General features: G+C 68.0%; 21 protein-coding genes and 1 tRNA gene. 11 read left to right on the forward strand and 11 right to left on the reverse strand.

The features are described 5' to 3' along the window. Positions 1-8 precede the first annotated feature (8 nt). The 5 genes from A3CU_RS43500 to A3CU_RS0105165 form a co-directional block, all read right to left on the reverse strand. A complete protein-coding gene (locus A3CU_RS43500) occupies positions 9-1,793 on the reverse strand; it encodes a DUF2235 domain-containing protein (RefSeq protein ID WP_245616882.1) in 1,785 nt (594 codons plus the stop codon). A gap of 248 nt (positions 1,794-2,041) precedes the next feature. Next, positions 2,042-2,593 carry a DUF4232 domain-containing protein gene (locus tag A3CU_RS0105150; RefSeq protein ID WP_027941366.1) on the reverse strand — a complete coding sequence of 184 codons (552 nt, stop codon included), beginning with the start codon at positions 2,591-2,593 and terminating at the stop codon, positions 2,042-2,044. 158 nt (positions 2,594-2,751) lie between these two features. Beyond that, positions 2,752-3,783 (reverse strand): zinc-binding dehydrogenase, encoded by a 1,032-nt coding sequence (locus A3CU_RS0105155; protein ID WP_027941367.1) that lies wholly within the window; start codon positions 3,781-3,783, stop codon positions 2,752-2,754. After that, entirely contained in the window at positions 3,780-4,457 is a 678-nt protein-coding gene (locus tag A3CU_RS0105160) for a phosphonatase-like hydrolase (protein WP_027941368.1), read from the reverse strand. Before A3CU_RS0105160 ends, A3CU_RS0105155 begins: the two co-directional genes overlap by 4 nt. Further along, the gene (locus A3CU_RS0105165; RefSeq protein WP_027941369.1) at positions 4,454-5,215 is read right to left on the reverse strand and encodes a GntR family transcriptional regulator; all 762 of its coding nucleotides are present in this window, start codon (positions 5,213-5,215) and stop codon (positions 4,454-4,456) included. Before A3CU_RS0105165 ends, A3CU_RS0105160 begins: the two co-directional genes overlap by 4 nt. Positions 5,216-5,347: 132 nt before the next feature. Here A3CU_RS0105165 and A3CU_RS0105170 point away from each other — a divergent pair, with 132 nt between their 5' ends. The 5 genes from A3CU_RS0105170 to A3CU_RS49640 all read left to right on the forward strand — a co-directional run bounded on the left by A3CU_RS0105170 (position 5,348) and on the right by A3CU_RS49640 (position 11,338). After that, positions 5,348-6,469, forward strand: coding sequence for a TIGR03364 family FAD-dependent oxidoreductase (locus A3CU_RS0105170; RefSeq protein ID WP_027941370.1), 1,122 nt, complete (start codon positions 5,348-5,350; stop codon positions 6,467-6,469). A 29-nt stretch (positions 6,470-6,498) separates the two neighbouring features. Then, the gene (locus A3CU_RS0105175) at positions 6,499-7,422 is read left to right on the forward strand and encodes a phosphate/phosphite/phosphonate ABC transporter substrate-binding protein (protein ID WP_027941371.1); all 924 of its coding nucleotides are present in this window, start codon (positions 6,499-6,501) and stop codon (positions 7,420-7,422) included. 40 nt (positions 7,423-7,462) lie between these two features. Then, complete coding sequence (locus A3CU_RS0105180; RefSeq protein ID WP_027941372.1) at positions 7,463-8,197, forward strand: phosphonate ABC transporter ATP-binding protein; 735 nt, start codon at positions 7,463-7,465, stop codon at positions 8,195-8,197. Beyond that, positions 8,194-9,048 (forward strand): phosphonate ABC transporter, permease protein PhnE, encoded by an 855-nt coding sequence (gene phnE, locus A3CU_RS43505; RefSeq protein ID WP_052371464.1) that lies wholly within the window; start codon positions 8,194-8,196, stop codon positions 9,046-9,048. The genes A3CU_RS0105180 and phnE overlap by 4 nt, the downstream gene beginning before the upstream one ends. A gap of 700 nt (positions 9,049-9,748) precedes the next feature. Continuing rightward, entirely contained in the window at positions 9,749-11,338 is a 1,590-nt protein-coding gene (locus tag A3CU_RS49640) for a serine/threonine-protein kinase (protein ID WP_156960240.1), read from the forward strand. On the opposite strand, the gene A3CU_RS52200 is transcribed toward A3CU_RS49640, so the two are convergent. Then, positions 11,339-11,485: a GyrI-like domain-containing protein gene (locus A3CU_RS52200; protein WP_156960241.1), complete on the reverse strand. Its 147-nt coding sequence runs from the start codon at positions 11,483-11,485 to the stop codon at positions 11,339-11,341. It lies immediately after the preceding gene. Positions 11,486-12,236: 751 nt separating this feature from the next. Between A3CU_RS52200 and A3CU_RS43520 the strand changes: the two genes are divergently transcribed. Then, positions 12,237-12,563 (forward strand): hypothetical protein, encoded by a 327-nt coding sequence (locus A3CU_RS43520; protein ID WP_211246351.1) that lies wholly within the window; start codon positions 12,237-12,239, stop codon positions 12,561-12,563. A gap of 237 nt (positions 12,564-12,800) precedes the next feature. On the opposite strand, the gene A3CU_RS0105205 is transcribed toward A3CU_RS43520, so the two are convergent. Continuing rightward, on the reverse strand, positions 12,801-13,319 hold the full coding sequence (locus tag A3CU_RS0105205) for a hypothetical protein (RefSeq protein ID WP_156960242.1): 519 nt from the start codon (positions 13,317-13,319) through the stop codon (positions 12,801-12,803). A gap of 316 nt (positions 13,320-13,635) precedes the next feature. Here A3CU_RS0105205 and A3CU_RS0105210 point away from each other — a divergent pair, with 316 nt between their 5' ends. Further along, complete coding sequence (locus A3CU_RS0105210) at positions 13,636-13,845, forward strand: hypothetical protein (RefSeq protein WP_027941374.1); 210 nt, start codon at positions 13,636-13,638, stop codon at positions 13,843-13,845. Continuing rightward, a complete protein-coding gene (locus tag A3CU_RS54315; protein WP_245616883.1) occupies positions 13,845-14,108 on the forward strand; it encodes a hypothetical protein in 264 nt (87 codons plus the stop codon). Before A3CU_RS0105210 ends, A3CU_RS54315 begins: the two co-directional genes overlap by 1 nt. A 208-nt stretch (positions 14,109-14,316) precedes the next feature. On the opposite strand, the gene A3CU_RS0105220 is transcribed toward A3CU_RS54315, so the two are convergent. Together A3CU_RS0105220 and A3CU_RS0105225 are read right to left on the reverse strand one after the other, a co-directional pair. After that, a tRNA-Lys gene (locus A3CU_RS0105220) sits at positions 14,317-14,389 on the reverse strand. A 52-nt stretch (positions 14,390-14,441) separates the two neighbouring features. Next, positions 14,442-14,957: a nitroreductase family protein gene (locus tag A3CU_RS0105225; RefSeq protein WP_027941375.1), complete on the reverse strand. Its 516-nt coding sequence runs from the start codon at positions 14,955-14,957 to the stop codon at positions 14,442-14,444. Between the two features lie 76 nt (positions 14,958-15,033). Here A3CU_RS0105225 and A3CU_RS0105230 point away from each other — a divergent pair, with 76 nt between their 5' ends. Together A3CU_RS0105230 and A3CU_RS0105235 are read left to right on the forward strand one after the other, a co-directional pair. Continuing rightward, positions 15,034-15,462: an SPW repeat domain-containing protein gene (locus A3CU_RS0105230; RefSeq protein WP_052371466.1), complete on the forward strand. Its 429-nt coding sequence runs from the start codon at positions 15,034-15,036 to the stop codon at positions 15,460-15,462. A gap of 115 nt (positions 15,463-15,577) precedes the next feature. Continuing rightward, positions 15,578-18,346: a penicillin acylase family protein gene (locus A3CU_RS0105235; RefSeq protein WP_052371467.1), complete on the forward strand. Its 2,769-nt coding sequence runs from the start codon at positions 15,578-15,580 to the stop codon at positions 18,344-18,346. Between the two features lie 22 nt (positions 18,347-18,368). Here A3CU_RS0105235 and A3CU_RS43530 read toward each other — a convergent pair whose 3' ends face one another. After that, positions 18,369-18,983 (reverse strand): TetR/AcrR family transcriptional regulator, encoded by a 615-nt coding sequence (locus tag A3CU_RS43530; protein ID WP_052371468.1) that lies wholly within the window; start codon positions 18,981-18,983, stop codon positions 18,369-18,371. A 63-nt stretch (positions 18,984-19,046) separates the two neighbouring features. On the opposite strand from A3CU_RS43530, the gene A3CU_RS0105245 reads away from it, so the two are divergent. Then, on the forward strand, positions 19,047-19,607 hold the full coding sequence (locus A3CU_RS0105245; protein WP_027941378.1) for a hypothetical protein: 561 nt from the start codon (positions 19,047-19,049) through the stop codon (positions 19,605-19,607). On the opposite strand, the gene A3CU_RS43535 is transcribed toward A3CU_RS0105245, so the two are convergent. Continuing rightward, positions 19,564-19,854 (reverse strand): hypothetical protein, encoded by a 291-nt coding sequence (locus A3CU_RS43535; protein ID WP_156960243.1) that lies wholly within the window; start codon positions 19,852-19,854, stop codon positions 19,564-19,566. The two genes, A3CU_RS0105245 and A3CU_RS43535, sit on opposite strands and share 44 nt — an antisense overlap. Positions 19,855-19,867 lie beyond the last annotated feature (13 nt).

The following is a 19,867-nucleotide window of genomic DNA, read 5'->3' on the forward strand; positions in this document are numbered from 1 at the left end:
TAACCGCGTCAGCTTCGCTTTACGCCGGCGCGAGACGTTGTCTTTTTCTGCGGTCCTTGTTGTGACCTTCGACGAGGTTTCGGCTTTGGCGGTTGCGCGGCCGGCGGCGTTGGCTCCTTTCTGGTGACGGTTAATCGGACGGTGCCGTTGTTGTTGCCATAGAACCCCCAAGCGTCGTTGGCGAAGGCATAGAGGTAACCGCCGTGGCGCACTTGGTGGACGCTTGTGCCCCCGGTGCCGATGTTGATGCGTTGGTGGCCGGTGTTGGGCTTGCCGTTGACAGTGACCGCGTTGTTCGCGACGTAGCCGACCAGCGACATCCACGGCAGGTCTGGTTCGCGTGGGGCCCCGAGGAAAGACGCTTGTTCGTCCCCGGATAGGCGGCGGTACAGCATCTCACACCTACCGATCAGGCTTCCCCAGCTGCGCCACGCTCTCTCCACCGCTACCACGGGCTCTCGCCAGTCAAACAACCCTGTGCTGCCGTTCGGGCCCGAGGGGATGTCCATATCCAGCCACTCGCCCTCGGCTTCGAAGGTGTAGTCGCCCGGTTCGAGATAGATGCCCGTGTCGTTCCATGGCTCTCGCGCGAACACCTCGGCTTGCTGGGGGTGCCCCACGGTGGCGGTGCGCGTAGGTCGGTACGGCCCGCTGGTGATGGGTGGGTCGTTCGGGTTTTGACGTTCGTACGCAGACTCGTGCACGTAGATGGAGTCATGCACGTGATGCAGATTCGCCGGCGGGGTGGGGGCATCCCGGTGGTCGAGCAGAGGGATCGCCCGCGGCCGTAAGGAAAGGAAGGGCTCCATCGCCGGCTCGAGCACCGGGTTGAGCCAGCCGAGTGCGCTGCGGTCGTCGTCGTGGAGGAGATCGTGGGGATCCGGGTGGATCTGCCGCGTGGTGCTCGGGTGGAAGGCGAGCTTGATGTCATGTTCTGCCTGTTCGATCATCCACTGCAGGGCGCCGTCGCTGAGCCCGATTTCGCGATGGCCGCCGCCGACGTCCAGGTGACTGCCGGGAAACCACACCTGTTTGACCTTCTGCGGTTGGAGAATATCGGGCGGTGACGACATCTCCTCCCACAGCGTGGGCGAGAAGGTGCCACGGGATTCATCCACGGCCAGCGCCTGATAGGCGAACGAGACGTAGGGGTTGAGCCGGACGTCGTTGAACTCATAGCGGCGAGAGGAGAAGCCCGGGGCAACCCAGCGCCAGGGATCCGGGATGCCCAGCGAGCCGACGGTGTCCCACACCCCGATGAACTTCACCGGGAGGTCCTTGGCGTTGCGCGGGTCGAACCAGAAGTCCAGACCGTCACGCCAGTGTTGATCGCCATCCTGGCCATCGCGGCCCCGCTGATCCTGGTAGCCCAACTGGTAGCGGTGGTATATGCGTTTGATCCGGCACCAGGTGTCCTGTTCGTCTGGACCGCGGCGGATCAGGCCACACATCGCGATCAACCCGGCGAGGCTACGCGCGGTGTAGGCGCCACGGCTGAAACCGAACAGCGCGATGTAATCGTCAGGCTGATAGTTCGTGATGAGCCAGTGGTAGCCTTCGAGCACATTGGCTGCCAAGCTTCGCCCTGGGCCGCGGCCGAGGCCCACACCAAAGCCACCGGCCATCAGCCTTGACACCACACCGCCGCGGGTGCCCACGCCCGTTATGTAGTAGCTCAGTTGCTTGCTGGGATCAGTCTTGTCGAGAGCGTTGAACAGTCGACGGACGTTCGTCACTGAATCTTGTTCAGGCGAGTTCCACGTGCCATCACAACACACGATGAGATAGCGCATGATGACTTCCTCTCAGCGATCGAGACCACCTCCCGCAACACACCGCAAAGTCGGCAAAGCCCGGAAACAAGAACAACAGAACATGAAGGCCCAGGCTGGGCATATCACCCGAGGCCGCCTCGCGTCTTCGTGCGCGGATTGTAGTCCGGCATCGTCACCGCTTACCTGTGAACCAGCCTGCGCACCCGCAATGATCGCCCTGGCCCGTCGAGTAGTTCGCGGCGCTCGCCGCCCACCGGCCGTCGAGGTCAGGAGCGGACTGCCCAGGGGTTGACGGCCAGCCGGCTGGTGTTGCCGAGGTCGATCCCGCCGTGCGGTTCGACGAGCTGGGCCGGTTCCCCTGCCGCTGGGGCAATCTCCAGATACCGGCCCTCCATCGCCGGCGCCGTCGAGTCCGTCATGGTGTTACGCCACAGCACCCGCGCCATCACCTGGTCGCCGGGCCGCAGCGTCACCGGCACGGGTTGGACGTCAAAGCTGTCCGGCGCGCTGATCGGCGTCGAACCATTGCCGACCGTGACTTCCAGGGGCTTTCGATCCGCGTCCAGCACCCGAACCGCCGGATAGCCGTTGGCGGTGTAGTCGCGGGTGCCGCAGTTGGTCAGCAGGATCCCGAGCGCTCGCAGGCCCATGGCGGCGTCCACCGCACCCGCGGTGATCCTGATGCCGGACTCCGGACAGGCCGCGGCAGCGCTCGCCGGCGACCCGGACGGCGTGGCCGGGAGTGGAGCCGGGGCGGGGCCGGAACAAGCGGCGATCAAGGCGGTTCCCACGAACACCAGGCCAAGGCGGCGGATCATCACGCGCCCACGCTACCTGGCGACTCATGGCAGGAGTTCGTACCGGACACCCTGTGGGCCGCCGGGCTCGAACCCGGAACTCGTTCACCGCTCGGCTGGCGCCGCGGGTGGCCGTGTCGTGCGCCGACCCGCTCAATCCAACCGGCGGCGCGCGGATCTTAGGGGACTACGGCGACGCGCGGCGTGGGCGAGGTCGTGGTAAGCAGGTGGGTGAGGTCGGCGAGGGGAGCCGCGGGAGCGGTGAGGGTGGTCCAGGGGGCGTCGGTGTGCGCGAGGAAGTCGATGGCGTGGCCGAGGTGGCGAGGTTCGTAGTTGTGCACGCCGGTGATGGTGAGATGGCGGCGGACCACTTGTTCCGGGTCGACGGCAAGTGGCGTGCTCGGGGTGACCGAGCCGGCGAGGACGGCGGTGCCACCGATGTCGAGCAACGGAAGTGCCTGGTCGATCGCCGCCGAGGAGCCGGAGAAGTCGAGCACAACGTCCACTTCGGACGCTTCAGCCACAGTGGCCAGGACGCGGTTCGCGCCGAAGCGGGTCGCGTGGCCGCGGCGGTCGGAGTCGGGGTCCGCTGCGATGATCTCGGCCGCGTCGGAGCAGGCCGCGATGGCGGTCAGACCGAGCATGCCCGCGCCGATGACCAGGACCCGGCGGCCGTCCACCGCGCCGGCTCGGTCGAGCGCGGCCATGACGGTGGCCGTGGCGCACGCCGCCGGAGCGGCCACGGCGTCGGGTAGCGACCGCGGGACGCGCACGATCGTGCTCCCGCGGGGCAGCACCACATGCTTGGCGTAGCCGCCGGACAACGGCCAAGGGCCGTCGAGGGGTTCGTGTCCGGTCTTGCGGACCGTGCGGCACTTGGCGGTCACCCCGCCGGCACAGCGATCACACTGTCCACACGGGACGGTGACGCTCCAGGTGACGCGGTCGCCGACCGCGACCGGTGAACCGTCGAGGCAGCTCGCGCCCGCCGGCCCCACCGCCTCGACGACGCCGGTCGCTTCGTGTCCCAGGATGCTCGGGCAGGGGGCGGGTCGCCGGCCGGAGACCGTGTGCCGGTCGCTGCCGCACACGGTGGCCAGCCGGACGCGCACCAGCACTTCGCGTGGACCGAGCGGCGGGATCGGGATGTCCTCGATCCTCACCCGGCCGCCGCCGCGCCAGACGGCCGCGGTGGTGGTCGCGGGGATCACGCGGGCAGGCCGAGCAGATCGGGCAGGTCGGCCACCGATCCGACCAGGTGGGTGTGCCGGGCCCGGCCGAGTTCGTCGGGTGTGCCGGCGCCGCTGAGCACTCCGACCACCATCGCGGCACCGGAGTTGGTTCCGGCTTGGAGGTCACGTGGGGTGTCGCCGGCGACCAGGGTGGCCGCGACGTCGTGGACGCCGGTGAGCTCCATCGCGTGGTGGATCATGTGCGGTGCCGGCCGTCCCCGTGGCACGTCGTCCCCGCACACGACGGCGTCGACGACCCCGGATTCCCAGCCGAGGGTGGCCAGCAGCTTGTCGACCACCTCGCGGTCGAAGCCGGTGGTCAACACCACCCGAACGCCGTTGCGGCGTAGCCGGGCGAGCGCGGGCACCACGCCGGGAATCGGCTCCGGCGGGGTCCGCTCGTACGCGGCGCTCAACCTGGCGCGGAAGTCGTCGAGGGCGGCGTCCACCACGTGCTCGGCAGGCGGGGTGCCGTCGGGCGCTGCCAGCAGGTTCCGCAGCGCTTCCCGCTTCATCGCGCCGTGCCAGCGGTGGAACTCCTCCGGGCCCGCGTCCGACCCGGCCGCGGTGGCGGCCTCGGCGAGCGCCCGGTAGACCAACTGGTGTTCCTCCACGGTGGTTCCGGCCATGTCCAGCACTGCAAGTTCGATCACGATGTCTCCGCGGTCGTAGAGTTCACGTTGCGCACCAAGGAAGTGCGCGCGTCCAGGGTGTTGTTGAGGGTGAAGCTGACCAGGTCGGGTCGGTAGCGGTCGTCGGAGAACTCGACGGCGGCGCCGGCCGAGTTCCTGGCCAGCCGGCGTTGCCGCAGCAGCGGCGCACCGACGGTGACGTCCAAAGTGTCCGCGTCGGTCTCGTCGGCGGGCACGGCGTCGATGACGTGCGACGCGGAGGCGAAGTCGATGCCGCGCGACTGCAGGTAGGCCCAGAGTGAGCCCGAATCGCAGTCGAAGTCGAACAGCAGGCGGCCGACCGGCTCGATGAACGAGCCACGCTCCAACAGCGTCGGCTGCCCGTCGAGCAGGCGTTGCCGCAACACGCTGACCACCCGCTGCCCCGGCTCGATGCCCAGTTGTGCGGCGATCTCGGGCGTCGCCGGCCGCAGCGCGAGTTCGAGCGTGCGCTGCCCGGGCGTGCGGCCGAGGTCGTGCGCCCACGCCGAGAACGAGAGCAGCGTGTCGAACGGCTGACCGAGCGCGTCGTGCCGGACCGTCGGCGGCTTGCCCCGCCCGCCCGCGATCAGCCCTTCGGAGCGCAGCGCCGCGAGCGCCTGGCGGACCGGTCCGCGCGAGGTCGACCACTCCGAGCACAGCTGCGACTCCGACGGGACCGGCTGCCCGATGGCGAGGTCGCCGCGCCGGATCCGCTGGCGCAGGTCGTCCGCGATCTGTTCGTGAAGGGGCGTGGACACAAGTTGACTATATAGGTCGCCGCAACCGCTCGGTCAAGAGAAAGTGTTGATGGTGAACGGAATCTGAACAGGTCAAGGCATGTCGTTGGCGATCCTTGACGGCACTTACGGGGATGGTCGACCGTTCTTGTCATGACAAGCTTGCGGTGGGCTGCCGAGACCGATCTGGTCGTGGTCGGGGCCGGGATCGTCGGGCTCTCGCACGCGGTCGAGGCGGTTGCCCGGGGGTTGTCCGTAACCGTCGTCGAGCGCGATGAGCGCGCGGTCGGCGCCTCGGTGCGCAACTTCGGCCACGGCTGCGTGACGGCCCAGTCCGGCGTCGCGCTCGAGTACGCGATGGCCGCCCGCCCCCGCTGGCTGCGGCTCGGCAAGGACGCCGGTTTCCTGGTGCAGGACGCCGGGACCCTGGTCGCGGCCCGCGCGGACGACGAACTGGCGGTGCTGGCCGAACTGCGCGACCTCCGCGGCGACGACGTCGTGCTGCTGGATCGCGCCGCGGTCCTGGAGCGGGTGACGCTGGGCGAAGAGGTGATCGGCGGCGCCTGGCTGCCGCTGGACCTCCGCGTCGACGCGCGGTCGGCCCCGGCCGCGATCGCGGCCTGGCTGGCGAGCCAAGGCGTGGTGTTCCACTGGGGCACCGCGGTGACCTCGACCGAACCGGGCATCGTGCACACCGCACATGGTGACCTGTGTGCAAAGTGGACGGTCGTCGCGGTCGGCCACGACGTGGACCGCCTGCACCCGGAGATCGCCGCGACGCACGGCGTTCGCCGGTGTGGCTTGCACATGCTGCGGGTGCGCGACCCGCATGCGCGACCGGTCGAGGAGGCCGTGCTGACCGGCCACGCGATGCTGCGCTACAGCGCGTTCGACGCCTGCCCCAGCCGGTCGGCCGTCCGCGACCGGCTCGCCGCTGTTGCACCGGAGACGCTCGACGCGCAGCTCAACCTGATGTTCACCCAGCGTCCCGACGGAACGCTCACCATCGGCGACACCCATGACTACGCGACCACGTTGCCCCCCTTTCGCGACGAGGCCCGCGACGAGCTGATCCGGGCCGAGACCGCGCGCCTGCTCGGGGTGTCCACAGTGGACGTCCTGGAGCGGTGGCCCGGCGTGTACGCCTCGGCCCCCGAACCGTTCCTCATCGACACCCCACACTCCGGCGCCCGCGTCGTGTCGGTCACGTCGGGCATCGGCATGACGACCGCCTTCGGCCTCGCCCCGGCCGTTCTCGACTCCCTCCTCACCTGATCACCCACGTCCTGTCCAAGGAGCACCCCATGCGCATCCGTCGCCCCCTGACGCTCGCCTGCAGCGCGGCCCTCCTCGCCGTCCTCACCGCGTGCGGCGCCGACTCGTCCGGCACCACCCAGGGCGCCAACGGGATCGAGTGCCCGAACGGCGGCACGGTCCGCTTCGGCGTCGAACCGTTCGAGGACCCGGCCAAGCTCACCCCCGCGTTCACGGTGCTGGCCCAGGCACTCGAGAAGCAACTGGGTTGCAAGGTCGAGTTGAGCGTCGTCTCCGGCTACTCGGCTGAAGTGCTGGCGATGCGCAACGGCAAACTGGAGATCGGGCAGTTCGGGCCGCTGGGCTACGTGTTCGCCAGCAGCCAGGCCGACGCGCAGCCCGTCGCTTCGTTCGGTGACGCGTCCGGCAAGCTGAGCACGTACACGGCCGGAATCTGGGTCCCGAAGGACTCGCCGATCACGACCGTCGAGCAGTTGCGCGGCAAGTCGCTCGCGTTGGGCGACGTCGGCTCCACCTCCGGCGACGCGTTCCCGCGGCTCGCGCTGCGCAAGGCGGGCCTTCAGGACAGCGACGTGCGCATCGACTACGCGGGCGGGCACCCGCAGGCGCTGCTGGCACTGACCAACGGCAAGGTGGACGCCGCCGAGATCAACACCCAGCAACTGGCCACCTCGACCCAGGCGGGCCAGTTCGACCCGGCACAGTACCGGCGGATCTGGGAGTCCGAGCCCATCCCCAACGACCCGATCACCGTGGCCGGCTCCCTGGACCCGAAGTTCCGCGACGCCGTGGCCAAGGCGCTGCTCAACCTCTCCCCGGGCGACGTGGCGAAGGTGGCCGAGTTCCTCGACGTGACGCCGCCCGGGCCGCTGGTACCGGTGACCAAGGAGACCTACGGCCCGCTGTTCGACCTGGCCAACACGCTCGGGCTGACCGAAAAGGACGCGGGATGAGTAACCCTGTGCTCGCGCGCAAACTCGCGGAGAAACAAGCATGAGCACGCTGCGGCTGACCGGCCTGCGCAAGTCCTTCGCCGGCCGGACCGTGCTGGCCGGGGTCGACCTGGACGTGCCCGCGGGCGAACTCGTCGCGGTGCTCGGCGCCAACGGTTCGGGCAAGTCGACCCTGCTGCGGTGCGCCGCCGGGCTGCTCGAACCGGACGAGGGCCGGGTCACGATCGACGGCGCTCCGGCGGGGCCCTGCGACATCGCCATGGTGTTCCAGCAGATCCACCTGGTGGCCCGGCGAAGCGTGCTGGACAACGTGTGCGCCGGAGCGCTCGGCCGGTTGTCCCTGCACCGGTCACTGCTGCCCGCGCTCTACCCGAGCGAGCTGCGCGTCGAGGCCATGGGGTGTCTGGACCGGGTCGGCCTCGCCGACCGCGCTGCCGACCGCGCCGGGCAGCTCTCCGGTGGCCAGCAGCAACGCGTCGCGATCGCCCGTGCGCTGTGCCAGCGGGCTTCGGTCGTGCTGGCCGACGAACCGGTGTCGGCGCTGGACCCGGCGGCCGCGGAGAAGGTGATCACCTTGCTGCGTGACGTGGCCCGTGCGGGCTACGCGGTCGCGGTCGTGCTGCACCAACCCGAACTCGCCCTGCGGTTCGCCGACCGCGTGGTCGGCATGCTCGACGGCCGCGTCGTCGTGGACCGCGCAGTGAGCGACCTCGACTGGTCCACTGTGGACCAGCTGTACGCCCCGGACCACGTGACCGAAGGAGCGCTGCGATGACCGCGACCGAGGACGTCGAGCGAAACCGGTTGAGCCCGCCGCGCAGACGGGTGCTGGGCTCGGCCGGATTGGTCATCACGGTCGTGCTGGTCGCCGTGCACGTGCTCGCCTGGCGGGAAACGGACTTTTCACCGGCCGCGCTCGTCAAGGGCTGGCACGGCATGGTCGACTTCCTCGACGACGCCGTCCCGCCCGACTTCGACTGGAACCGTGTCGTCGCACCGGGTCTCTCCGCCGCCTTGGTGACGTTCTACATCGGACTGCTCGGCACCACGTTCTCCATCCCGTTCGCATTCCTGCTGGCGTTGGCCGCGGCGCGGGCGACCACCCGCAACACCTGGGTCTACCAGGCGGCCCGCGCGCTCCTGTCGGCCCTGCGGGCCATCCCGGACGTCGTGTTCGCGTTGATCTTCGTGACCGCCGTCGGGCTCGGGCCGTTCGCCGGCGTGCTGGCACTGGTCTGCCACAACACCGGCGTGATGGGCAAACTCTGGGCCGAGGCCATGGAGGAGGCCGACCTCGGGCCCCGGGACGCGTTGCGCGTCACCGGCGCGTCGAGCGTGCAGATCGCGGCGAACGCCGTGCTGCCCACCGCGCTGCCGCAGATGACCGGCCTGCTCCTGTACCGCCTCGACGTCAACGTGCGTTCGTCGTTGGTGCTCGGCCTGGTCGGTGCCGGCGGCATCGGGTTCCTGATCAACCAGTCCATCCAGTTGTTCCGCTTCGACCAGATGGTGACCCACATCCTCATCGTGCTGGTGCTGGTCATCGTCGTGGACCAAACGTCCGCGCTGATCCGCCGCCGCATCGCCGGCCGGACAGCCAATCCCGGCCGGCCGACCCGTGGCTGATGACACTCGGACTACCGCGGCACGAGCGCTCAGCGTCCGGGTTTGGCTGCACGGGGTTTCAACTTTCTTCAGAATTGCGTCGTTTTCCAGCAGCACTTATGCGTCTGGTTTCGCAAAAAGCAGTGCAACCTCATGACACACGCATCTGCATTGACTTCACTCGAACACTGGATCGAGCCTCACATCAATGCGTTCTGAGTGACCCCGTCTGCGGGTCGAAGCAAATCAGTCCACGAGCGTTCGCAGTCTCTGCCACAAAGACGGAGGCGCCATCTGCACTACGCCATGCGAGCGCAATATGGATATACGGCCCACTTGCGCCTCTGATCAGCGGAGTAGCAGCCCAAGGCGTATCATCACCAGTTTCCCTATCGGGCCACCGATCGGTGAGGGCGGCCACAAAATCTGCGATAGAACTCGCTGCCGGTACTAGCTCATCAGCTTCGAGGTATTGCTCATACAGACGCTCGTGCGCCCTAGCCGCCTCACGATCGTTCGGCGGCACGTCCCCTTGCCAAACGGCCAGGTCGTAGCTCATATCTCACGTACCTCGTCTCGGAAGGTCTTGGAATATGCCACACCGCCGCTGGAAACCAGCCACCCTCTACCCAACTCCACGCAGCCGTCACCAACATCACGACCTCATACAGCTAGCTCGTTCGGCGGCGGGAAGGAAGCCGCCGCTATCCTGACGTCGGACTTGCCGGAGCCGATGGGGGTGCAGGTGGAGCGCGGGCAGCTGATCTCCGGCCGGTACGAGCTGCTCAAGCGGCTGGGCCGGGGCGGGATGGGCGAGGTGTGGGCCGCGCGGGACCGATCCCTTCACCGAGAGGTCGCGCTGAAGGTGCTCGACCTGGACGGCGCCGATCACCCGGACCTGGCGAAGCGCTTCGAACGCGAGGCGGTCGCGGCTGCGCAGATCAACCACCCGAACGTGGTCGCCCTGTACGACCGGGGGATCCACGAGGACGTCATGTTCCTCGTCATGGAGAAAGTCGAGGGCGGCACCCTCACCGAGCACATCCGCGCGGAGAATGCGCTCACGCTGTCGCGTGCCGTAGGGATTGCGAGCGGAATCTGCGCCGCGCTGACGGCCGCACACCAAGCCGGCGTCATCCACTACGACATCAAGCCGCACAACGTGATGCTCACCCCGGACGGCCGGGTGAAGGTCCTGGACTTCGGCATCGCGGGGTTCATCCAAGCCACCTTCTCGGTGCCGCATTCCTCGCAGCTGGCGCCGGCGTTCACCATCGAATACGCCGCCCCCGAACAGTTCCTCTCCGAACGCGGGGACGAACGCTCGGACCTCTACTCCCTCGGGTCCGTGCTCTTCGCGCTGCTTGCCCAGCGGCCGCCGTTCACCGGGCACAACGGCGTCGCGGTCATGCGCGCGAAGCTGGACGAGGAGGCGCCCCGCCTCGATTCGTTCCGCGACGATCTCCCACCGGCGGTGACGGAACTGGTTGCGGAACTCCTGCAACGCGATCCGGGCCGGCGCCCGCCGTCGGCCCGGCTGGTCGGGAACCGCCTCGCGCGGCTGCAAACAGCTTCTGCCCAGGCGAAGGTGGACGCGACGAAGGTTTTGCCTGCCACGGACACCGCGACGGCGCGGCCACCGCGGACCCGGCGCATGGAAACGACGCCGTCTTCGGAGACGGACGAAGGGTTCGCCATCGGGTGGACGGGAAACGATCCGCTCGACGCCTACGCCGATGCCCACGGGCTGGGTCGCGTCTACATCCGCCTGAGGGTGGGCGCGATCCTGGGTTTGCTGGGTGTCCTGGTCGCGCTGATCGTGGCACAAGTAGACGGCTTTCCGCCTGAAATTTGGCTGCCCGTGCTGGTGGTATCGGGTACTGTCGGCGGACAGTCCCTCATCTTCCGTCGCCGGGTCACCCGTGTGTGGCGGCGGGACACGTCCTCGTGGTCGTTGCGAATCGGGCCGCGGGGCATCCGAACCACCAAGGGGTCGGAGAGCCACGACTACCGTTGGAGCGAGATCCGGAGATTCGGCGTCGAAGAGGTCTACGCCCCCAAGGGCACAGGTCGAGAACCCCCCGCATCATGCAACGCCGGGCTCTACCTCGAACTCACGGACACCCGGCAGCCGGCTGGGCCCCAGCCGGTCCACCGTCCGGCAGGGTGGCCGTGGCGACTGGCTCGTGCGGTTGACCGCGACGGGATGATCCCGGTGTGCGTGCTCGGACCGATGACGGATCGGCAGGAAACCGCACTGTGGGACGCCCTCGCCCAGTACGGTGCGCGGGCGAATACCCAGGGCGAATGATCACTCCGCTTTCGCGGTGGTGAAACTAAAGACCTCGCGGGCATGCCCGTTCTCGGCGCGGTAGCCGTTATGGTCGATCCACCGGGCCAGCGCCTGATAGGACTCGGCGAGGCTGTCCATGGTGCCGTGGTAGACCAGGGTGGCCACCTGGTCCAGTCCCGGTAGCTGGAGTTATCCGATCCCTCCGGTGAGCAGAGATACGGCGCACCGGCCCGTACTTGGACTCGATCGTCGCCGGTCGGCTCGTACCAGGCCGCTGCGGGCCCGGCGAATGGGAGACCCGCGCGCTGCATATGCTCGGCAAGGCTCCCGCACAACCCACCGACAACCGGGCCCATGTGTTCATACTCGTAAGACTCGGCAATACCGCTGACCGCGACGACCCGCGCCGGCGCGATAGGTTTGACCACGACATCCACTGTGGACATTGTGTGCTCCGATTCGATCAATCGAAGTCGCGCCTCGACTCGTGCCAACCGGTCGGTTTGCGTCGCGACCTGATCAGCCAGCTCACTCCGGCGCAGCCGGAGCATGCCGCGCAGCTGTTGCGGACTCGGCTAGTGGTCAAGCAGGTCGGCAACCTGCCTGAAAGTACCGCGGCAGATTGCAAACCCGATCACGAGGGAGCGATCAGGAGACGCCAGCGACTCGGTGAACGAACCTGGAACCTATGGATATGGATCAACTCAGCTCGACGGGTCCGGCTAGTTCCGGTTGTTGCCGGTTAGCGGAGTAAAACGGCACCCTGGCCACGGCCTTCGTCTAGCGGTATTCGCCGACGCCCACGTTTGAAGGCCCAGTGATCCAGCGGCTTCAGCGTGCCTGAGCGGTCCGGTGCCAGATCACGGGCCCGCTTAGTGACATCGGGCGCAGCTTCCGCCCGGCTATTCTCATCCCCATGGCGCAGCACTACCCCTTCGTGCGCGATGTCTTCCCAGACCTCGTCTCCGAGCTGACTACCCTCTTGAAGGAAGAAGGAGAACACGACCTAGCCGTCAGCGCGAGGGATCTGCGCCTTGTAGGCGAGTGTGGCTGCGGCGATGACTTTTGCCAGAGCATCCGGACGGCAGATCATCCGCGGGGGCAGCCTTATGGCGTTGGCCATCGATGTGTGCCGCTCATGCCCTCGAAAGGCATGCTGGTCCTCGACGTCGTGGACGGCCGGATCATGTTCATCGAAGTACTCGATCGACCGCGTATGCGCCGCCAGGATGAGCAGCGGTGACTCGCAGGAGTGGAACAACCTAACCTGCGTTGAGGCCAAGCGGGGCACGGCCGCGACGGCCCAGGGAGGGGTTCCGCTCTTCGCCCTCCCTCTTCGTCCCTGCCGCGAAGCTCATCGCGAAGCGACGCCGCAGGCGCCCTTGATGCGGCCAGCCTGGCGTAAGACGATCGAGCAGGAAGGGGACTCCTCGTAACTGGTGGCTGCCCAGTCAGGGAAGCTGATGGCCGCGTGCGGCCGTTACGTCACTCGTGAACGTTTGATGGCCCTAAAGTTCAGGCCCAGACCGCGTAACCGGGTGCCTCTGCTCGCCAGGCAGTTCAGCATCCATGCGCGTTGCTGATCGCTACGACTGCCCCAGGTGTAGCGGAGCGCGCTCACGGAGGTGCGGTGGCCGTTGGGCCGGAGGCCGGGTATGAGGTTGTCGCACACGTCGGCAAGTTCGCAGATTTGCTCGGAGTAGTCGAGTCCTGGGAAGAACTCGTCGCACATGCTCTCGCGGGTGTGTCCCATCGCCCGTATGTAGAGGATCGAGTTATGGACGACGGTGACGACCGCTTGTGCTGCGGCGTCTTGGCGCCGCCTTCGCCACATGCGACACAGTTTTGCAGCATCCGACGCCCGATCAATCAAGCTGGCCGTGGCATCGCTTCGCCGGGCCGCCGGCCGGAGCGGAGCGCAGGCCCAGCGGCCACTGGCGGCGGCGCGCTTGCGCGCCGCTCTTGGCGAAAAACGGCAGTAAAACGGCAGCAAGATCAACAGGGGAAGGGCTCCGGGCCGGTGACCTGGGGAGAGAGTGGTCCGCCCGGGGCTCGAACCCGGAACCTATGGAGTAGTTGGCTACCGGGCCGGTTATTTGCCGTTGCCTGCTGACACCAGTTGTGAGCTGGACTGGATCGCCACACAAACGATCACCGGTGCTGGTCGTCTTCGCGCATCTGTCGCCGTTTCATGGGGGTAAAGCGGGGAGATGATCTTGCTGCGGCCAACGGCCCATGCGGCTCAGCGCGATGACCTGGCCGTGCGGTCGTCGAAATGCGGCACCGGTACCGGGGCTCATCGTAGACTTGGGGCCATGAGTAGCCCAGAGCGTGACGAGCTGATGCGTCTGGTCCAGGAGATCCCGGAAGACCAGGTGCCAGACGCGCTACGCGAGCTACGGCGTCACCTCCAGCCCGTCCGCGAGCGGCCATGGCCTCCGGCCTTCTTCGCTAGCGCCCCCGGCGACGGCGTGAGCATCGCCGAGCAGGCCGACGAACTACTGCGCGAGGGCTTCGGCCGGTAGTGATCATCTGCGACACGGCCCCGATCGTCGCGGCCGCGCTCTACAAGGACCCGGATCACCACCGGTGCGTCGAACTGTTCACCGGCCTACGCCTGGCGAACCGTGAGCTCGTGCTTCCTTCTCCCATCGTGGCCGAGGTCGGTTATCTGCTCGGCGCCAAGGCTGGTACCCACACCGAGGCCTTCTTCCTCCGCGCCCTGGCCGACCGCGACTTCATCCCCGGCGAACTGACTACCGCCGACTACCCCGCATGGCTGAACTAGTCGAGCAGTACCACGACCTACCCCTGGGCACGAGTGACGCATCCGTGATCGCCTGGCCGAACGGCTGGACGTGGAAGAGGTCGCAACGCTGGACTTGCGGCACTTCACGGTGGTCCGCCCCCGGCACGTCAAGGCGTTCACGTTACTGCCCTGATCACTTCCCGCGGAAGCGGATTGATGTTGTCGCAGCGATGACCTGGGAAGAGAGTGGGCCGCCCGGGGCTCGAACCCGGAACCTATGGATTAAAAGTCCACAGCTCTACCAATTGAGCTAACGGCCCGCGCCCGTAGTCTAGCGGGAGGCCCGGTGCGGCCGGCCGTGGGTCATGAGGGTCACCACTTGCCCCAGTGCACGACCGCGTCGAAGTCGCGACGGTTCGGGTGGCGCAGGGGGGTGAGGGGGCGGTCGGCGGGGTAGCCGAGCGCGATCATGTAGGCGCAGAGCTTGTCGTCGGGTAGGCCGAGGATCCGCCGGGCGAGCTTCTGGTCGGCGACGGCGGAGTGGCCGCTGCCGATGCCCAGGTCCGTGGCGGCGAGCATCATGTTCATGGTCGCCTGGCCGAGGTCGTACTGGGCGGTCGCGCGGGTGTCCTCGTCCGGTGGAACCGAGGTCACGAGCACGATCGTGGCCGCGGATCGGGCGATGTGGCCGGCGCCTTGCCAGACCTTGGCCAGCTCGCGCAGCTCGTCCCGGTCGGTGACGATGACGAAGTCCCAGGGCTGCCAGTTCCTCGACGACGGCGAGCGCCGGCCGGCCTCCAGGATCTGTTCGAGCCGCTCCCGGGCGATGGGCTCGGCCGTGTAGGTGCGCACGTCCCGCCGTGATCGGATCGCGTCCAAGGTCTCCATCGATTCAAGGTACTCAGCCAGCGGGTTTCCCGCTCGGCGAGCAGCGGGCACCCAGTCGTTGGAGGTGAGAAACGAGATGACGACACAATCAGGCGAACGAATCACCGGCGCGCAGCCGCCCACCCGATCGGCCGGGACCGCCTTCTTCATCGGTGTGCTGCTCCTGGCGGGCCTCTACCTGGTCTTGTCCCCGTGGGTGATCGTTTCCGCGGGGCAGGTGCGCGTCGGGGTCGCCAACGTCGTCACCGGCGTGGCTCTTGCGCTGCTCGCGGCAGGGTTCGCGCGTTCGGCCGAGCGGCTTCGTTCCTTGGCGTGGGTGACACCGGTGCTCGGTGCCTGGGTGATCGCCGCACCCTGGGCGGTGTACCGCGGCAGCGGGGTAGCGCCGGTGGACATCGATCCGTCGTTGAGCACCGCGACCTGGGTGGACAACGTCGTGGTCGGCGCCATCGTGCTGCTGGCGGGCGCCGGGCTGGCCTGGCGCAGCAGCAGGGCCGACCAGTAACTCCTCTAGTACATTCGGTTCAACTGAACATGAAAGACTTTCGCGATTGCCAGCTCCGGGATTAGCGTGACCTACCGCACAGTGCCGTGCACGGTCGGACAGAGGAGAGCGCGCTATGCCCGGAGCAGCACGTCGCGTAGCCGTAGTCCTGGTCGCGGCGATCACGGGGTTCGCCCTCGGCGCACCCGTTCCGCTCGCCCAGGCCGCACAGGCGAACGACTACTGCCTCGGCCAATGCAGCGACATCCTCCCGCCCGGCGAGAACGGCAATGCGACGCTGGCCGACATTTTGGCCAACCAGCTTCTGGGTACCAGGCCCGCGCACACCGCCGACCAGCTGACCGCCTACGGCACGCTCGCGAACAACTACCAGTCGATCACCAACGCCACCATCGACCAGTTCTTCGACAACGCGTCCTTCGGTGTCCCCGCCGATCAGGTCGAACGCACCACCAAGCCGCGTTCCGACGTCACCATCGTGCGGGACAAGTCGTTCGGCATCCCGCACATCTACGGCACGACCCGCGCCGGCACGGAGTTCGGCGCCGGGTACGCGGCCGCGCAGGACCGGCTGTGGCTCATGGACGTCTTCCGGCACGTCGGCCGCGGGCAGCTGAGCAGCTTCGCCGGTGGCGCCGCGGCCAACCGGCAGCTCGAGCAGACGTTCTGGGCCGCCGCGCCGTACACCGAGCAGGACCTGCGGAACCAGGTCGCGGCCATCGCCAGCAGCGGTCCGGCCGGGGCACAGGCGCTCGCGGACATCAACGCCTACCTCGACGGGATCAACACCTACATCAACCAGTCGCACCAGGGCCGGTACTTCCCCGGCGAGTACGTGCTCACCGGCCATGTCGACGCGATCACCAACGTGGGCACCATCGCGCCGTTCACCGCCACCGACCTGATCGCCATCGCCGGGGTGGTCGGCGCGCTGTTCGGCAGCGGCGGTGGCGGCGAGGTGCAGTCCGCGCTGGTCAAGCAGGCCGCGGACGCGCGGTACGGGACGGCGATCGGGGACGAGGTGTGGCGCTACTTCCGCGCGGAGAACGACCCCGAGGCCGTGCTGACGATCCATAATGGACAGAGCTTCCCGTATTCGGCCAGTCCGTCCGACCCGGTGGGGGTGGCCATGCCCGACGCCGGATCGGTCACCCCCGCGCAGGAGGTCTTCGAGCCCACCGGCTCGGCGACCAGCGCGACCACGGCGGCGGCCGGCGTGCTGCCCGCAGACCTGTTGTCCGCCAAGCACGGCATGTCCAACGCGCTCGTGGTCTCCGGGAAGTACACCGACGACGGCCATCCGATCGCCGTGTTCGGCCCGCAGACCGGATACTTCGCGCCGCAGTTGCTGATGCTGGAGGAGTTGCAGGGCCCCGGGATCAGCGCCCGCGGCGTCTCCTTCGCCGGCACGAACTTCTACGTCCAACTCGGCCGCGGCCAGGATTACTCGTGGAGCGCGACTTCGGCCGGGCAGGACGTGACCGACACCTTCGCCGTGCCGCTGTGCCGGCCGGACGGCTCGACGCCGACCAAGGACGCCGACCACTACCTCTACCAGGGCCAGTGCATCGCGATGGAGCCGCTGGAGGTGGACAACTCGTGGCACCCGACGGTCGCCGACAGCACCCCGGCCGGCTCGTACAAGCTGATCGTCTACCGGACGAAGTTCGGGCTCGTGCAGTTCCGCGCGACCGTGGGCGGGAAACCCGTGGCCTACACCAGCCAGCGGTCCAGCTACCAGCACGAGGCCGCGTCGATCATCGGCTTCCAGATGTTCAACAACCCCGAGGACATGGCCACCGCCCAACAGTTCCAACGGGCCGCGTCGAACATCAACTACACGTTCAATTGGTTCTACGTGAACTCCACCGACATCGCCTACTTCAACTCCGGCGCCAACCCGATTCGACCCTCCGATGTGGACCCAAACCTGCCCATCGACAGCTCCCACGAATGGCAGAACTGGAACCCCGACACGTTCACCGCCGACTACACGCCTGCGGCCGAGCATCCGAACTCGATCAACCAGGACTACTACATCTCCTGGAACAACAAGCAGGCCCTGGACTACACCGCGGCGGGCTTCGGCGAGGGCAGCGTGCACCGCGCCGACCTGCTCGACTCCCGGGTGGGAGCCCTGGTGACCAGCGGAACGAAGATCAGCCGGGCGGACCTGGTGAAGGCCATGGAGGACGCCGCCGTGACCGACCTGCGCGGCGAGGACGTGCTGCGCACGCTGCTGCAGGTGATCAACAGCGAGCCGGTGACCGACCCGGCTCAGGCCGCGCTGGTGAACGAACTCCAGACCTGGCTGGCGCACGGGGCGAAACGGGTGGAGACCAGGCAAGGCAGCAAGACCTACGCGGACGCGGACGCGATCCGGGTGATGGACGCGTGGTGGCCGCTGCTGGCGCAGGCGGAGTTCCAGCCGGATCTCGGCGACGACCTGTTCACCGCACTGGTCGGCGCCATCCAGCTCAACGAGTCCCCCTCGGGCGGGCAGACCGGCCCGAGCGCCGGGCCGGCGGACGCCAACCAGTCCGTCGCGCACAAGGGATCCTCGTTCCAGTACGGGTGGTGGTCCTATGTGGACAAGGATCTCCGCGCGGTGCTCGGGCAGGACGTGCCCGGCGGGCCGGCACGGAAATACTGCGGTGGGGGCAGTGTTTCCGGCTGCCGGGCGGCGTTGCTCGCCAGCCTCGCCCAGGCCGGCGCGCAACCGGCCACGACGGTCTACCCGGCCGACTCGTCGTGCGCCGCGGGTGACCAGTGGTGCGCGGACTCGATCATCCAGCGACCGATGGGCGGGATCACCGACCCGTCGATCACCTGGCAGAACCGCCCGACCTACCAGCAGGTCGTGCAGTTCCCCGCGCACCGCTGAGCCGCCGCCCCGGGTGGAGGGCTCAATCGCGGCCGGCGACCTGGGACCGGTGCGACTTGCCGAGTCGCGCCGTCATGCCCTGGGAGGAGGCGCGCAGCATGTCCGCCAGGGTGTCCGGTGGGACCGGCTGGCCGTGGTCGAGCCAGGTGAGGATCGCCTCGAACATCAGTCGCGGGATGAGGCGTGAAAACCATTCCGTAGCCTCACCGGTCGCGAATCCCTCGGGGAGGGCGTCGCGGACGAACTGTGCGCTGCGGTCGTCGAACTCCTCGTAGTAGGCCACGAACTCCGGTTCGTGGCGGGCATTGGCGAACAGCATCCGGAACCGGTCGGGGTCGCGCTGGGCGGCGCGAACCAAGCCCTCCACGGAGCCCGGCCCGACCCCCACGTCGGCGCCTATCTCGGCACGGACGGCGGTACGCGCGTCGTCCAGGGCGGCGCGGTAGAGGTCCTCTTTGGAATCGAAATGGCGATAGACCACGGCGCGGGTGATGCCCGCTTCCGCGGCGATGTCGTCCAGGGACGACTCGCGAAAGCCGCGCCGGGCGAAGAGGGTGATCGCGCAGCCGAGGATCTGCGCGCGACGGTCGTCACGACGCATCAGCTTCCGGCCGGCCTGACCTGTCTTTTGCCGCACGCCCTCATTCTGTAAACTCCACTTGTATACTTTCAAGTCTATACTTGTGAGTAGGGAGTTGTCGTGGATGTCGCGTTCCTGGTCCTGAACCTGCTCGTCCTCGCGGTCACGCTCGAAAGCGACGTGGGCACCCGCAAGGTGCGGTGGTTCCGGGTGCTCCGCCCGGCGGTCACCGCCCTGATCGCCATCCCGTTCTTCTTGACCGGGATCGACCTGTCCGGCATCGGCCTGCTCCTCGAGGTCGGCGCCCTCTTCCTTGGCGTGGCAATGGGATACGCCGCCTGCCGGCTCATGCGTTTCCTCATCGATCCCGGCGACGCCCAGCCACGCACCCGCGCCGGCTGGGCCTACGTCCTCGCCTGGACCGGAGTGATCGCCGTCAAGACGCTCATGACCTACGCGGCCACCACGTGGTTTCCCGCGGAACTCGGCCGGTTCATGCTGGACCACCACCTCGGACCCGACTCGATCCGGGCGGCCTTCATCTTCCTCGCGCTGGGCTCACCGCTGGTGCGGCCGGCCTATCTGTGGATCGGCGGTCAGCGGTTCGCACGGCGACACGGCACCCGGCTCCGCCTGTTCACTCGCCCCCAGCAGGTCGTGCGGTTCCCCGCGCATCGCTGAGCCGACGCCCGCGCGCCAGCAGCAGGAGGGCGGCCGGCAGGAGTACGCCGAGCGCAAGAGACACGGTCTGGGAAATGGCGGCGGACAAGGAAAAGCCGTCCAGGTGCGTGAGGTGGAAGAAGAAGTGCGGAACCGCGAAGACCAGACTCGCGGCCAGGGCGGTGCGGATCATCAGGCGGTCCATGGTCACCGCCGCGACGGCGAGCATCAGCACGTACGCCAGGGTGAGCGCTCCAACGTCGCGCATCAGGTGCTCGCTG

Source organism: Amycolatopsis taiwanensis DSM 45107 (assembly GCF_000519205.1).
Taxonomy (GTDB): Bacteria; Actinomycetota; Actinomycetes; order Mycobacteriales; family Pseudonocardiaceae; genus Amycolatopsis_E; species Amycolatopsis_E taiwanensis.

Excerpts from the sequence above, each read along its gene's own strand:
- A3CU_RS0105210 (WP_027941374.1), top strand. The coding sequence starts at position 13,636 with ATGAGTAGCCCAGAGCGTGACGAGCTGATGCGTCTGGTCCAGGAGATC.
- A3CU_RS43500 (WP_245616882.1), bottom strand. The coding sequence starts at position 1,793 with ATGCGCTATCTCATCGTGTGTTGTGATGGCACGTGGAACTCGCCTGAA.
- A3CU_RS43535 (WP_156960243.1), bottom strand. The coding sequence starts at position 19,854 with ATGCGCGACGTTGGAGCGCTCACCCTGGCGTACGTGCTGATGCTCGCC.
- A3CU_RS0105150 (WP_027941366.1), bottom strand. The coding sequence starts at position 2,593 with ATGATCCGCCGCCTTGGCCTGGTGTTCGTGGGAACCGCCTTGATCGCC.
- A3CU_RS0105180 (WP_027941372.1), top strand. The coding sequence starts at position 7,463 with ATGAGCACGCTGCGGCTGACCGGCCTGCGCAAGTCCTTCGCCGGCCGG.
- phnE (WP_052371464.1), top strand. The coding sequence starts at position 8,194 with ATGACCGCGACCGAGGACGTCGAGCGAAACCGGTTGAGCCCGCCGCGC.
- A3CU_RS43520 (WP_211246351.1), top strand. The coding sequence starts at position 12,237 with ATGGCGCAGCACTACCCCTTCGTGCGCGATGTCTTCCCAGACCTCGTC.
- A3CU_RS0105235 (WP_052371467.1), top strand. The coding sequence starts at position 15,578 with ATGCCCGGAGCAGCACGTCGCGTAGCCGTAGTCCTGGTCGCGGCGATC.
- A3CU_RS0105230 (WP_052371466.1), top strand. The coding sequence starts at position 15,034 with ATGACGACACAATCAGGCGAACGAATCACCGGCGCGCAGCCGCCCACC.
- A3CU_RS0105170 (WP_027941370.1), top strand. The coding sequence starts at position 5,348 with ATGACAAGCTTGCGGTGGGCTGCCGAGACCGATCTGGTCGTGGTCGGG.
- A3CU_RS0105225 (WP_027941375.1), bottom strand. The coding sequence starts at position 14,957 with ATGGAGACCTTGGACGCGATCCGATCACGGCGGGACGTGCGCACCTAC.
- A3CU_RS0105175 (WP_027941371.1), top strand. The coding sequence starts at position 6,499 with ATGCGCATCCGTCGCCCCCTGACGCTCGCCTGCAGCGCGGCCCTCCTC.